12 protein-coding genes and 1 pseudogene are annotated in these 13,105 nt (G+C 74.5%); 5 read left to right on the forward strand and 8 right to left on the reverse strand.

Features of this window, described 5'->3' with window-relative positions; all coding sequences use genetic code 11:
* The 5 genes from ACTHAM_RS17195 to ACTHAM_RS17215 form a co-directional block, all read right to left on the reverse strand.
* On the reverse strand, positions 1-883 hold an 883-nt coding region (locus ACTHAM_RS17195; RefSeq protein WP_440689721.1), incomplete at its 3' end, for a cation diffusion facilitator family transporter.
* Positions 883-1,095, reverse strand: a complete 213-nt coding sequence (locus ACTHAM_RS17200) for a Trm112 family protein (protein ID WP_440689723.1) — start codon at positions 1,093-1,095, stop codon at positions 883-885. The genes ACTHAM_RS17195 and ACTHAM_RS17200, both read right to left, overlap by 1 nt.
* Positions 1,095-2,159, reverse strand: coding sequence for a phosphomannomutase/phosphoglucomutase (gene manB, locus ACTHAM_RS17205; protein WP_440689725.1), 1,065 nt, complete (start codon positions 2,157-2,159; stop codon positions 1,095-1,097). Before manB ends, ACTHAM_RS17200 begins: the two co-directional genes overlap by 1 nt.
* A 14-nt stretch (positions 2,160-2,173) precedes the next feature.
* Positions 2,174-2,386, reverse strand: a complete 213-nt coding sequence (locus tag ACTHAM_RS17210) for a hypothetical protein (RefSeq protein ID WP_440689727.1) — start codon at positions 2,384-2,386, stop codon at positions 2,174-2,176.
* 130 nt (positions 2,387-2,516) lie between these two features.
* A complete protein-coding gene (locus ACTHAM_RS17215) occupies positions 2,517-2,891 on the reverse strand; it encodes a DUF3499 domain-containing protein (RefSeq protein WP_440689729.1) in 375 nt (124 codons plus the stop codon).
* 104 nt (positions 2,892-2,995) lie between these two features.
* Between ACTHAM_RS17215 and ACTHAM_RS17220 the strand changes: the two genes are divergently transcribed.
* Together ACTHAM_RS17220 and ACTHAM_RS17225 are read left to right on the forward strand one after the other, a co-directional pair.
* Positions 2,996-3,499, forward strand: coding sequence for a metallopeptidase family protein (locus ACTHAM_RS17220; RefSeq protein ID WP_440689731.1), 504 nt, complete (start codon positions 2,996-2,998; stop codon positions 3,497-3,499).
* A 12-nt stretch (positions 3,500-3,511) separates the two neighbouring features.
* Positions 3,512-4,372: a glycosyltransferase family 2 protein gene (locus tag ACTHAM_RS17225; protein WP_440689733.1), complete on the forward strand. Its 861-nt coding sequence runs from the start codon at positions 3,512-3,514 to the stop codon at positions 4,370-4,372.
* Positions 4,373-4,393: 21 nt separating this feature from the next.
* Here ACTHAM_RS17225 and ACTHAM_RS17230 read toward each other — a convergent pair whose 3' ends face one another.
* The 3 genes from ACTHAM_RS17230 to ACTHAM_RS17240 form a co-directional block, all read right to left on the reverse strand.
* A complete protein-coding gene (locus ACTHAM_RS17230; RefSeq protein WP_440689735.1) occupies positions 4,394-5,971 on the reverse strand; it encodes a DUF5719 family protein in 1,578 nt (525 codons plus the stop codon).
* Positions 5,968-9,519, reverse strand: a complete 3,552-nt coding sequence (locus tag ACTHAM_RS17235) for a glycosyltransferase (protein ID WP_440689736.1) — start codon at positions 9,517-9,519, stop codon at positions 5,968-5,970. The genes ACTHAM_RS17230 and ACTHAM_RS17235 overlap by 4 nt, the downstream gene beginning before the upstream one ends.
* A 144-nt stretch (positions 9,520-9,663) precedes the next feature.
* On the reverse strand, positions 9,664-9,993 hold the full coding sequence (locus tag ACTHAM_RS17240; RefSeq protein ID WP_440689738.1) for a WhiB family transcriptional regulator: 330 nt from the start codon (positions 9,991-9,993) through the stop codon (positions 9,664-9,666).
* Between the two features lie 224 nt (positions 9,994-10,217).
* Here ACTHAM_RS17240 and ACTHAM_RS17245 point away from each other — a divergent pair, with 224 nt between their 5' ends.
* The 3 genes and pseudogenes from ACTHAM_RS17245 to ACTHAM_RS17255 form a co-directional block, all read left to right on the forward strand.
* Entirely contained in the window at positions 10,218-10,964 is a 747-nt protein-coding gene (locus ACTHAM_RS17245; protein ID WP_440689740.1) for a TIGR03089 family protein, read from the forward strand.
* Between the two features lie 130 nt (positions 10,965-11,094).
* A complete protein-coding gene (locus ACTHAM_RS17250; protein WP_440689742.1) occupies positions 11,095-11,619 on the forward strand; it encodes a hypothetical protein in 525 nt (174 codons plus the stop codon).
* Positions 11,616-13,105 (forward strand): annotated as a pseudogene (locus tag ACTHAM_RS17255) (hypothetical protein); the annotation flags it as partial. The gene ACTHAM_RS17250 and the pseudogene ACTHAM_RS17255, both read left to right, overlap by 4 nt.

Below are 13,105 nucleotides of genomic sequence, written 5' to 3' on the forward strand. Positions count from 1 at the left end.
TACACTCTCGCGGAGTCGTCGGCAGCGTCATCTGACTATCCCCTGCGAGATGTGTATAAGAGACAGACGCCGCGTCGTCGTCCGCCTCGACCTCGACCTTGGCCGCGACGAGCAGCTCCTCGGGGCCCAGGTGCAGGGTGCGCAGGTGGATGACCGAGGCGACACCGGCACCGACCAGGGCGGCCTCGACGGCCCGCACGTCGTCCGCGGTGGCGGACTCGCCCAGCAGCAGCGACTTGGTCTCGACGGCCAGCACGACCGCGATGACGACGAGCAGCAGACCGATCCCGGCGGTGCCGACAGCGTCCCAGCGGCCGTCCTCGGTGAGCAGGGTCAACGACACCCCGAACAGGGCGAGCACCAGGCCGACGAGCGCACCGGCGTCCTCGAGCAGCACGACGGGCAGCTCAGGAGCCTTGGCGGTGCGCACGAACTGCGGCCACGAACGCTTGCCACGGACCAGGTTCGACTCGTGGATCGCGGTGCGGAACGAGTACGACTCGAGCCCGATCGCCACGACGAGCACCACGAGCGGCACCCACCACCACCGACCCTCGATCGGGTGCGGGTCCTCCCACTTGTGCCACGCCTCGTACAGCGCGAACAGGCCACCGACGGTGAACAGGACGATGGAGACGATGAACGCGTAGATGTAGCGCTCACGCCCGTAGCCGAACGGGTGCTTCTCGTCCGCCTCGCGGGTCGCCCGGCGACCGCCGACCAGCAGCAGCAGCTGGTTGCCGGAGTCCGCCAGCGAGTGCACCGACTCGGCCAGCATCGAGCTGGACTGCGTGAGCAGGTAGGCGACGAACTTCGTCACCGCGATGCCCAGGTTCGCGGCCAGTGCCGCGATGATGGCGCGGTTGCCTCCGCCGTGAGCCATCAGCGGGCCTTCACGGGACGGGCCTCGTCGGCGAGCAGCACCGGGATGCCGTCGCGGACGGGGTAGGCCAGCGGGTTGTCCGGGTCGGTCGAGACGAGCTCGGGCCCCCCGTCCGGTCCCGTGCCGTCGACGAGCGTGGCGCCCGTCACCGGGCAGCGCAGCAGGTCCCGCGCCCAGGGCTCGAGCCCGGGGGCCGCAGCGGTGTCACCCATCAGTTCTCCTCGTCGGACCGTACGAGCGCGAGCACGTCGTCGCGCACCTTGACCATCATGTCCTCGTCCGCGGCCTCCACGGTGAGCCGTACCAGCGACTCGGCGGTGGAGGTGCGCAGGCTGAACGACCACTGCGGGTGGCCGCCCCAGTGCGAGACCGTCAGACCGTCGAGCTCGTCGACGTCCACCGGTCCACCCCCACGCTGCTCCACGTACGCCTGGACGACCCGCGCGCGGGCCGCGGCGACGTCGCCCACGCGGGACGTGATCTCGCCGCTGCTCACGTACGGCTGGTAGAGCTCGGCCACCGTCGACAGCGGGTGCTCCTGCTCCCCGACCGCCGCCAGCACGTGCAGGGCTGCCAGGAGGGCGCCGTCCGCGGCGGGGACCGCCCGGAAGACGTGATGCCCGTCGTGGTCGGCACCGTAGACCGCGTCGCGCGCGGTCACCTGCGCAGCGACAGCCGAACCGGCGGCGGGGGCCGGCACCGTCCGGGCACCGGCGGCACCCAGCAGGTCCGGCACCGCGTGCGACGTGAGCAGGCTGTGCACGACCGTCGGCGTCCGCCCGGCCTGCCGCTCGCGGGTCACCTCGCGCAACCCGACGACCGCGGCGGTCACGGACGGACTCACCGGCTCACCCCGCTCGTCGACGACGGCGCACCACCCGGTCGACGGGTCGACCGCCACGCCCAGGTCCGCGCCGTGCAGCAGCACGGCTGCGCCCAGGTCGCGCAGATCGCGCCGGTCGACCGGCTCGAGCCGGCTCTCGCCGACCCCGGTGTCCCCGTCGCCCGGGGTCGGCAGCAGCACGAGCTCGACCGGCGGCGCCGCGAACCCCGCCACGGTGCCCAGCGCGGCCTGCACGGCATCAGCCGTCACGGCGTCCGACTCGAGCACGAGCGTCACCGGGCGGATGTGACCCAGGTCGACCAGCAGACGCAGTGCGCTCGCCCGCACCGAGGCCGGGTCGGGCTGCTCAGGAACGGCTCCAGGAACACCTCGAGAGGCGCCGTCGTCCGGGGCGGGGGCGCGCGGGTCCGCCCGCGGCACGTCTGGGGTCACGCGGGAATCGTAGGTCAGGGTTGGGTGGACCCGAGGATCTCGGTGCGGGTCAGGGGTGCGCCGTCACCACCGATCTCGTACCAGCTGGTCCGCTCGCACTGCTCGCACGAGACGAACAACGCCGGGCGGCCGTCCGGCAGCGCCAACCGGATGCGGGTGCTGGTGGGCGCACCGCACTGCACGCACAGGTGACCGGTCTCGTCCGCCGACGGCTGGGTCCGGCTCATCGAACCGAGTGCAGGCAGGTCCCGCGGCGCGCGGCCACGGCCGGTGCGACCGGTCCCTCGCCCCGGGCGGCCGGTCCCCTGCCCGTTTCCCTGGCCGGGACCCTGCCCGCCTTCGCCCCCTGCGACCATGTCAGCCGTCGCCGCGCAGGACCCGCAGGTGCGCCCGGCGGGGCGCCTGCGCCAATGCCTCGGCCACCTCGTCCGGCACCGCCGCGGCAGGTGCCGGCGCCGAGGAGCGCCCGGCCTCCCGCACCGCGTCGGCCAGGGCGAGCAGGTCGTCGCGGCTCGGCTCGGTCGGCGTGAACTCGGGAGTCAGCCGGACGACCTCCCACCCGCGGGGGGCGGTCAGCCGCTCGGCATGGACCGGGCACAGGTCGTAGGAGTGCGGCTCGGCGTTGTGCGCCAGCGGTCCCAGGACGGCCGTCGAGTCGGCGTACACGTACGTCAGCGTGGCGACGGCCGCACGGCCGCACGCGGTGCGCGAGCACTGCCGGACAGATCTCACACCGGTGACCGTACCCTCTCGCGGGTGCTCGGGGTCGTTCCCACGCCGCCCCACCCCCGCGCGCACCACCTCGCCGCGCTCCGCCGCCGGTCTACAGTGCTGAGGTGAGCACAGCCGGAGCGCCGCAGCACCGCCGGCCCGTCCGTCGCCAGGCGCTGTCGGGGGCAGCCCCGGCGGCCCCGCAGCCCGTGCGCCGTCGCGACCGTCGTGGTCGCGGCCCCCGAGGCCCGCTGCTGCCCTCCACGCTCCCCGCCTACCGCACGCGCGCCGAACGGTTCGACGACCTGGTGCTCGACGCGGTCGAGGCGCTCGAGCGGCGCTGGTCACGGCAGCTGGACGGCACGGAGTTCGCGGTGGAGGACGTGCCGCCCTCCGACCCCGCTCCGTGGGAGCACGGCGGGGTTCCGTTGGGTCGCTACTTCCCCGCCGACGCCGGGCTTCCGGCCCGGATCGTGCTCTACCGGCGGCCGGTCGAGTCGCGCGCGGGCGACCCCGCCGACCTGGCCGAGCTGGTGCGCGACGTGGTCGTCGAGCAGGTCGCGCACATGCTCGGCCGTTCACCGGAGGACATCGACCCGGACTACTCGGAGGGTCACGAGGGCCGATAACCTGTCGCCACGATGAGCAGCCCCTCCCCCGCCTCGGTCCGTGTCGTGTGCGTCGTCTACCACCCCGGCGAGGAGCTCGAGGAGTTCGCGACCAGCCTCCGACGGGCGAGCACGGCCCCCGTCGAGCTGGTGATCGTCGACAACGGCGACGACCACACGGTGGCCGAGGCCGTCGCCGAGCGCGTCGGTGCGCAGCTGGTCGTCTCGCCCACCAACCTCGGGTACGGCGGCGGCGGCAACCTGGGCGCGGCCGGCGCCCAGACGCCCTGGCTGGTGGTCGCGAACTCCGACCTGGTCTGGCAGCCCGGTTCGCTGGACGCGCTGCTGACCGCCGGTGAGGAGCACCCCCGGGCAGGGTCGTTGGGCCCGGCGCTGCTCAACCAGGACGGCACCGTCTACCCCTCCGCCCGTGAGCTGCCGTCGCTGCGCCAAGGTGTCGGGCACGCGCTGTTCACGCGCATCTGGCCGGGCAACCCGTGGACCCGCGCCTACCAGGCCCGGCAGGAGAGCATCGGCGGTGCGCGCGCTGCCGGGTGGCTGTCGGGGGCCTGCCTGCTGCTGCGCCGCGAGGCGTTCGCCCAGGTCAACGGGTTCGACGAGAGCTACTTCATGTTCTTCGAGGACGTCGACCTCGGCGACCGGCTCGGGCGTGCCGGCTGGACGAACCTGTACGTCCCGACCGCGCAGGTGGTGCACGTGGGCGGGACGTCCTGGCGGGCCAAGCCCGCACCGATGATCCGCGCGCACCACGCCAGCGCCCGCCGGTACCTGACCCGCCGGTACGCGCGCTGGTACCAGTGGCCGGTGCGGGCAGCCGTCACCGTGGGCCTCGGCCTGCGCGAGCGGTCGGAGCTTCGCGCGGCGCACCGCTGAGCCGCGGCGACCTGGCCGCACTCACGGCAGGGTCAGGCGTGTCCCCTCACGGACCGTGAGGTCCGCTGTCGCCGTCCGGGCCGGCACCGGGGCGACCACGGAGACCAGCAAACCGTCCGGGTTGGCCACCTCCAGCACGAGCGACCACACCAGTGCGACGCCGTCGTCACCGCCGACGACCTCGACGCCGCTCACCTGGCCGGACGCGCTGCCGAGCAGCTCGGCCACGGGCAGGGCGAGGGTCGTCCCGGCGTCCATGCGCACGGCGCGCTCGACGAGGACCTCCCCGCCCTGACCCAGCAGGCGCACGGTGGCGTTCGTCGGGGTCTCCGCCTCGAGGTCGTCAGGGACGGCTCCGACGCTCAGTGTGGCCGTGACCCCCGCCGGGTGTGCGGCGAGCGCGTCGTCGCTGCTGCGGGTCGACGCGGCCCACGCACGGTCGACCCGCGGCACGTCGTCGAGCTCGCCGGCCACGCCGGTCCGCGCGACCTGGGCGGCGGCGACCACCGGCTCGTCCGCGTCGACCACGACGGTCCAGGCACCGGCCGGCAGCCCGCCCAGCGGGACGTCGGTCACCTCGCCCGGAGCGAGCGCGACGTCCTCGACGCCGGGCAGGGTGGTCGTCCCGTCCGCGCCGAGCAGGGTCACCCGCGCGGTCGTGGCGTGCTCGCCAGGAGCCAGCAGGCGGAGGACCGGCGCACCCGCATCGCCGATCTGGGAGTCGGCCACCAGAACGCCGGGGACGACCTGCCGGTCGGCGGGTGCCGCACCGGGCACCACGAGGTCGGTCCCTGCGGGTGTGAACCCGTCGAGGGCCGCGTCCTGGACGTACGCGGTGACCTGCCCCCCTGTGGCCTGCACCCGCGCGACGAGGGCACGCTGCGCGTCGGCGACCCCGCCGAGCACCACGACATGCTGTGCTCCGGGCGCCACGAGGTAGCGCTCACCGGTCAGGTCCACCGCACCGGCGGGCCCCCAGACCTGCAGCAGCACCTCCGCCGGTGTGGTGCCCGCGTTGACCAGCACCAGCTGGGCCGTGCTCGACAGACCCGTGGACCCGCCGACGAGCCAGGACTCCATGGCCGGCTCCTGGCACGAGGCCGACGTCAGCCCGCGCAGGTCGCCGGCGGTGACGAGCGTGGAGGTCGCCGCGGCGACCCGGGCGGACATCTCCCCCGGTTCGGCCCGCACGACTGTCGCCTCGGCGGGGCCCTCCACGGTGAACGCACCGCCGCCCGACGCCGGAAGGTCGACGTCCGTCGCGGTGCCGTCGAGCCCGGTGACCGTGACGGCACCCTGCGCCGCGCCGTCGCCTCCCACCGCCGCACTCACACCCGTCACGCTCGTGATCGGGTCGACCGGGACCGACTCGAACGCCGCGTCGCCGGTGCCGGTGGTCTCGGGCAGGATCACCGGCCCCGGGCACACCAGGGTCGTCGGCGACGGCGCGACCGCCACCGACCGTCCGCCCGCCCCGGCCGGCACCACCGCGGCGTCGAGGTCGGCACGCATCCCCACGAGCACGACAGCCGCCACACCGGTGACCACCACGGTCCCCGAGACGGCCCGCACCGTCCTGCCCAGCCACACCGCGGTCATCGTCGACCTCCCCTGCGGCGCACCGGCAGCGCGAGCAGCACCGTCAGGCCCAGCACCACGGCCTGCAGCACGAGCCACGGCGTGCGTTCCGGTGCCACGTACCGCACCTCCAGACGACCGCCGTCAGCACCCAGCGCGAACGTCTGGCGCCAGTCGCCCTCGACCGTGCGCACCGGACTGCCGTCCAACCAGGCACGCCAGTGGGCGTCGGCACGCTCGGCGAGCACCAGAACACGCCCCTCCTCGCCGGCGGGGACGCGCGTGTCGACGGTGCGCCCATCGGCGGCGACGGCCACCACGGCCTCCCCCGCGCCGGCGCCCGACGCCCCGCCGGGCAGCATCTGCGCCCAGGACACGACGGCCTGCTGCGCGTCGGCGGACGCTGCCACCCGCCACAGCGTGCCCGCCTCGTTGTCGGTCACCCGCTGCAGACCCGCCGTCGCATCGAGCCGCCCGACGAGCTCGGCACGAGCCTGCTCGGTGACGCCGCTCGCCGCCGCGGCGCCGGTCGGGTCGGTCTCGTCGACGGGAGGCACCAGGACGTCCGCCACGGCGAGCTCCCCGAGCTCCCCGGAGACGTCCCCACCCCCGGCCCCCGTGGCGAGCCGGGCGACCAACGAGTCGACCTCCGCCGTCGCCTGGTCGACACCGCTCACGCTCGGCGAGCGAAGGTCTCCGGTCAGCTGACGCGCCTGGACGGCTGCGGCCGAGTCGACCAGCAGCGGCCCGTCACCGCGCAGCAGCTGCCACTCGACGGTGCCGTCGTCCTGCACCTGCACCGCGAGCACCCGCGCCGTGTCGGGTGCCCCCTGGGACTGCTGTGCGACTGCCTGCACGAGCGGCCGGTCGACGGTGCCCAGCCCGCCCTGGCCGCCGCGCGACGCCCACGCCCACCCGCCCAGCTGCACCACCGGGACGACCATGGCGACCGCCGCGAGCAGCGCCACCACCGGCTGCCGCCAGCCGAACGACGCCCGGGCGATCCTCGCCTGGAGGCGGTCCGCGCCCAGCACGGCGGCCGTGACCAGACCCAGCCACGCCAGCGAGACACCCGGCCCGGCCGATCCGCGCACCACCGCGCCGGCGTCGAGCGCGACGGGGACGGCCACGGCGACCGTGGCCGTGGCGAGCCCGAGTGCGACGACGACCCAGGCGGCGCGTACCGCCCGCGCCACGGGCGCGCCGCGCAGCAGAGCCAGCAGGGCCAGCAGCACCACGACGGCACCGAGCGCCATCGGCCACCACGTGGCCAGAGGGGTCGGCAGCCCGTCCGGGACGAGCGTGACGGGGTCGCCGGGCAGCCCGAGCAGACGTCCCACGGCGCCGTCGAGCGCAGACTCGACCGAGGTCGTCCCGCCCGGCGCCGCCGAGGTCATCGCCGTGGCCGCCGCAGGCCCGGGGTCCGCGAGCAGCAGCCGCAGGCCCTGCGGCCCGCGGCGGGCGACCTCGGCGAGCAGGGGACCCAGCAGCACGAGGGGCGGCAGCGCGACCAGCAGCAGCCGGGCGCGGCCTCGGCGCGCACACAGCGCGACGACGACGAGCGCGACGAGCACGGGCAGCAGCAGCGACGGCGCACCTGCGACCACGAGCGCGGCAGCAAGCCCCGCCGCTGCGGCGGCTCCCACCGAACCGGTCGGATCTGGTGCGCCCACCAGCACCGGCGCGCTCACCGGGGCAGGGGTCTGGGTCGACGTCGCGTCCGGCGATGCGGCCGGGTCGGTGGTTGGTGCGTCGTGCGCTACGACGACCACCGGCGTCCCCCGCACGGGCGTGGCCACCTCGGCCTCGTCGGGTTCGGGCTCGCGCCGGACGGTCTCCAACCCGGAGAGCACCTGGTCGACCCGCTGCACGCCCAGTGCGCGGGCCACACCGAGGGCGAGCCACGGCAGCGCGGCGTGCGCGAGCAGCAGACCGAGCCGACCGTCACCCACGCCGAGCAGCAGCACCGGGGCGCCCGCCCACACCAGCGCCGCCCAGAACCGGATCGCCGTGGACCGTGTCGCGGCACCGCAGGCCGCCCAGGCACCCGCACCCGCGATCAGCACCGCACCGAGGACCAGCACGGCGACGACGCGGGACAAGGACCCACCGGCCACGAGCACGGCCGGGAGCAAGGCCGTCAGCAGGGCGTCGGCGGGGCCGGCGGCACCCAGCCCACCGGCGACCCACCCCGAGGTGGCCGCCTGCCAGACCTCGTCGAGCGTGGAACCGGCAGGCAGCAGCGCCGGTCCCACGAGTTCGGCCCCGCCCAGCACCGGACCGATGAGCCGACCCAGGCCCACGACACCGGCCACGCCCAGCACGACGAGCAATGTCGCCAGCGTCGTTCGCCGCCTGGTCGTCAGGGCCGCCAGCTCACGCAGCTCCAGCTCGCTCGGTGCCCGGACCACCCGCCGCGCCTCGAGCCGAGCCAGACGCCGGTCGCGCCACTGCGTCCACACGTCACGCCACGAGGCCTGCAGCGGACGCAGCGCCCGCCGGGGCAGGGCACGCGTGCGCCGGGCACGGGCGCGGGCGCGCAGCAGCGCGCTCGGGCGGGCCAGCACGGCCAGCGGGGCCTGCAGCTCGGCGAGCGCCAGCAGGCCGTCCTTCGCGGCGACCTGCAGCAGTGCCCGCACCACCGCAGCGGCCAGCGCGAGCACAGCCACCACGGGGACCAGCGCGAGCGGCGCCGTCACCAACCGCTGGTGCAGCAGGGCACGGCGGCGCGCGGCGAACGAGCGGCGAGGGTCGGCGGCGTCGGCCTCGCCGTCCCCGTCGAGGTCCGCCTCGAGCACCAGGAGGTCCGGCCCGGGCCCACCGGTGGGTCCGGCGGCGACCGGCACGCCCTGGTCCGCCCGCGCGCGCAGCCCCAGGTAGCCGGCCTGGGCGTGCCGGACCACCGCGGCGGGCACCACCACGACACGGTGCCCGGCGAGCCGGGCGCGCCGGGACAGGTCCAGCCCGTCGCCGAACGGGCCCAGCGCGGGGTCGGTGCCGCCCAGCGCATCCCACACGTCACGGCGCACGAGAGCACCGGCGAGCCCGACGCCCAGCACGTCCTCGCGTCCGTCGTGCTGCCCCTGGTCGAGCTCACCGGGTTCGACATCGGTCATGCGCCGGCCCGAGCGCGAAGTGCGCAGGCCGACCTCGAGCAGGCGCTCGGGCGACGTCCACGTGCGCTGCTTGACGCCGGCGACACCCACCGAAGGCGCCTGACCGACGGCCCGGACCAGCTCGGCCAGGGCGGTCGGCGCCGGCGCGCTGTCGTCGTGCAGGAGCCACAGCCACCCGGTCGGCACCTCGCCAGCGGGCGCGTCCGCCAGCGCTGCCCGCACCGCCTCGCCGAACGTGCGAGCACCCGGGGCGTGCACGATCCGCAGCGCGGGACCCTGCCCACCCGGGTCCGCGGTGAAGGTGCTCGCGAGCAACCGGTCGAGGTCGGCGCCGGAGGTCGGTGCGACGTCCACGAGGACCACGCGCAGCGGGTGCCGCGTCTGTGCGGCCACCGCCCCGAGCGTCGTCGGCAGGTAGTGGGTGACGCCACGCGTGACGACCACAGCCGTCACCGGGGTCACCACCGGGAGCGACGAGCTCGTCGTCGGGGGGCCTGCCGCCCACGAAGCAGGAGCGGGATACGTCGCGTCGGTCATCCGCCTGCCATCATGCCGTGCAGCGGACGGTGAAGCACAACCGGGTGGCGGTCACGCCTCTCAGACGACACGTCGCTTGAGCTTGCGGCGCTCCCGCTCCGACAGACCGCCCCAGATGCCGAAGCGCTCGTCGTTGGCCAGGGCGTACTCGAGGCACTCGGCGCGCACGTCGCACGACGTGCAGACCTTCTTCGCCTCGCGGGTCGAGCCGCCCTTCTCCGGGAAGAACGCCTCGGGGTCGGTCTGCGCGCACAGCGAGCGCTCCTGCCACCCCATGGGCCCGTCGTCCTCGGGCGTGCCGAAGAGCGCCAGGACGTTCGACGGCTGCGCCGGTGCGGCCGTCAGGACGTCGGAGGGGATGCCCTCGTCGTCATCGAGCAGGTTCCACATGCGTGCCTCCGTGCGGGTCAGTGCTCGTCAGTGCTGGTTCAGCTCGGTCAAGGCTCGGCAGCGACCGGGTCGCGTCGTGGTGCTCGCACTTGCATGAATCCGTTCTAAGGAATTACACGCGTGTCGTTCCGAGCCGTCAAGCGGGGGTGTGCTAAATGCCCGGATTTGTCGGGCGAGTCTCGTGAAGACGTTCCGCCCGGGCGTGTCGCACCTACGCTGTGACCGTGCCCACCCCCACCATCGGCAGCCTCCTGACGAACTTGACCCGTGAGCCCGGACGCCCGCGGATCACCTGGTACGGACCAGACGGCGAGCGCATCGAGCTGTCCGGTGCGGTGCTGGAGAACTGGGTCAACAAGACCGCGAACCTGCTCGTCGAGGAGTTCGACGCCGGGCCCGGCACCCGTGTGCTGCTCGACCTGCCGGGGCACTGGCGGACCGTCGTGTGGGCGTTCGCGGTGTGGCGTGTGGGGGCCTGCGTGGTGCTCGCCCCCCTGCCCGGTGGCGACCCGGACATCGTCGTCACCTGCGCCCCGCACGCACACCCGCACGCCGACGAGCTCGTCGTCGTCTCGCTGCCTGCGCTCGCGCGGCGGTACGAGGGCGAGCTTCCCGGCGGGGCGGTCGACGCCGCCTCGGCGGTCATGACGTACGGCGACACCATCGGTCCGGTCGCCCCTCTCCAGCTCGACGCGCTCGCCCTGACGGGACCTCGGGGCCAGTCGACGTACGCGGAGCTCCTCGCCGGACCGCTCGGTGCCCCCCGCCCGGCGCGTGCGCTCCTGTTCGCCGACCACGAGGACACCCCTCTCGACACGCTCGTGGTCCGGGTCGCCTCGATCCTGGCGGCGGACGGGTCCGTTGTCCTGCTCTCGCCACCCGTCGCCGACGAGCTCGCAGCCGATCCTGCTCGCCTGGACCGGCTCGTGACGACCGAGCGCATCACCGACGTGCTGTCCCCGCGCGGCTGACACTTCCGACATAGCCGCCCCAACCGCCCGCCGGCGCCGCCGACACGCTGGGCGGCCACCCCGCCCAGCGTCCTTGGCAGGTACCGTCGTCCACGCCAGTCCTCCCCGTCACGCCGCGCCCGAGGTCATCATGAAGCCCCGCACAGCCCCCGCGTGGGTCGCCCTCGCGCTCGCCGCCGCCGGCCTCCTCGGCGCGTGCAGCGAGACCGCACCCGCAGCTGACGCCGGCCGGCCGGACGAGACTCCGCGCGCGACCCCCGCCGCGCAGACACCTGTCGCCTCGACCGGCGGGGCGACCGCTGACACCGACGGCCCCGCCCCGGTCTCGACCCCGACGGCAACCGTCGACGGTCGTGCCGCCGCCGAGGTCGTCCTGTCCTTCGCCGCCTGGGACCCCGGCACGGCGCGGGTCTCGGTCGGGGCGTACGCCAATGTCGTGGAGTCGGACGGAACCTGCACGCTCATCCTCTCGCAGGACGGCCGGACGGTGACGGCGACCTCGAGCGTGGCCCCCGACGTCTCCACGACGAGCTGCGGCGACCTCGGCGTCGCTGGGGACGAGCTGACCTCCGGGACGTGGCTCGCCACCGTCACGTACGACTCGCCGACCGCGACCGGCACCTCCGAGACCGCCCCCGTCGAGGTGACCCGATGAGGCCGACCGCCTCCGGGGTCACCGGGACGCTGCTCAGGCTCGCCGCCGGACTCCTGACGCTTGTCGGCCTCGGCGCCGCGCTGGTGGTCGTCTCCGCGGACCGCTCCGACGCGGCCGACCTGTCACGGTTCGACCCGGGCTACATCATCAGCGACGCCGTCTTCTTCAACGCCGGCGCCATGAACGCCGCGCAGATCCAGTCGTTCCTCGACGTCAAGGGTGCCGCGTGCGTTCCCGCCGCGGGGAACACCTGCCTCAAGAACTACTCCGAGAACACCGCGACCCGTGCCGCCACCACCCGGTGCGCGCAGTACAACGGCGGGGCAGGCGAATCGGCCGCGACCATCATCAGCAAGGTCGCCAGCGCCTGCGGGATCAACCCGCGGGTGCTGATCGTCACGCTCCAGAAGGAGCAAGGACTCGTCACGGCGTCGACGGGCAAGCCGGCCTCGACCTACCAGAAGGCGATGGGCTACGGCTGCCCTGACACGGCAGCGTGCGACTCGCTGTACTACGGCTTCTTCAACCAGGTGTACTCGGCGGCGTCGCAGTTCCAGAACTACGCGCAGAACCCGACCAAGTACGCCCACCGCGTCGGCACCGTCGCCGTGCGGTACCACCCGAACCTGGCGTGCGGCTCGTCCGCCGTCACCATCCGTAACCAGGCGACGGCCGGCCTCTACAACTACACGCCATACCAGCCCAACCCGGCCGCGCTCGCCGCGGGGTACGGCGTCGGCGACGCGTGCTCGTCGTACGGCAACCGGAACTTCTGGAACTACTTCTCCGACTGGTTCGGGTCGCCCACGGGCGGCTCACCCTTCGGTTTCGTCGACTCCGTCGACGTCCTGGGGCAGACCGTCACTGTCACCGGATGGGCCATCGATCCCGACACGAACGCGTCGATCGCCGTCGAGGCGAGCGTGGCAGGCACCAGCGTCCGTGCCACGGCGAGCGGCTCGCGGCCCGACGTGGACGCGGCCTACGGCCGAGGCGCCCTGCACGGTTACTCGGTGGCCATCACGGCGCCGCCCGGCGCGCAGAGCGTGTGCATCACCGCACTCGACGACGTCGGTGCGGCCTCACCGACGGTCCTCGGTTGCCGCAGCGTCGTCGTGCCCCACCCGGTCGCGGCGATTCTCGACAGCGTCACCACCGACGTCACCGGCATCACCCTGACCGGTTGGGCGTTCGACCCGGACTCGTTCTCGACGTCCGTCCCGGTCGTGGTGACGGTCGACGGTTCCCCCACGACCGTCAGCGCCAACACGTCCCGGCCCGACATCGACCAGATCTTCGGATCTGGCCCCAACCACGGCTTCTCGACCCACGTGCCCGCAGGGCTGGGCGACCACCAGGTGTGCGTCACGGCCAAGAAGCCGGCGCCGGGCGTCGACCGCTCCCTGGGGTGCCGCACCGTCACGGTCCGCAACCAGGACCCCACCGGGTTCGTCGACACCCTCACCGGCACCCCCACCGGCATCAA

It is taken from the genome of Cellulomonas soli (assembly GCF_052036975.1).
GTDB classification, from domain to species: domain Bacteria; phylum Actinomycetota; class Actinomycetes; order Actinomycetales; family Cellulomonadaceae; genus Cellulomonas; species Cellulomonas soli_A.

Bases quoted from the DNA above. Each gene is read 5' to 3' on its own strand.
- ACTHAM_RS17200 (WP_440689723.1), bottom strand. From the start codon at position 1,095: ATGGGTGACACCGCTGCGGCCCCCGGGCTCGAGCCCTGGGCGCGGGAC.
- ACTHAM_RS17210 (WP_440689727.1), bottom strand. From the start codon at position 2,386: ATGAGCCGGACCCAGCCGTCGGCGGACGAGACCGGTCACCTGTGCGTG.
- ACTHAM_RS17225 (WP_440689733.1), top strand. From the start codon at position 3,512: ATGAGCAGCCCCTCCCCCGCCTCGGTCCGTGTCGTGTGCGTCGTCTAC.
- ACTHAM_RS17230 (WP_440689735.1), bottom strand. From the start codon at position 5,971: ATGACCGCGGTGTGGCTGGGCAGGACGGTGCGGGCCGTCTCGGGGACC.
- ACTHAM_RS17240 (WP_440689738.1), bottom strand. From the start codon at position 9,993: ATGTGGAACCTGCTCGATGACGACGAGGGCATCCCCTCCGACGTCCTG.
- ACTHAM_RS17250 (WP_440689742.1), top strand. From the start codon at position 11,095: ATGAAGCCCCGCACAGCCCCCGCGTGGGTCGCCCTCGCGCTCGCCGCC.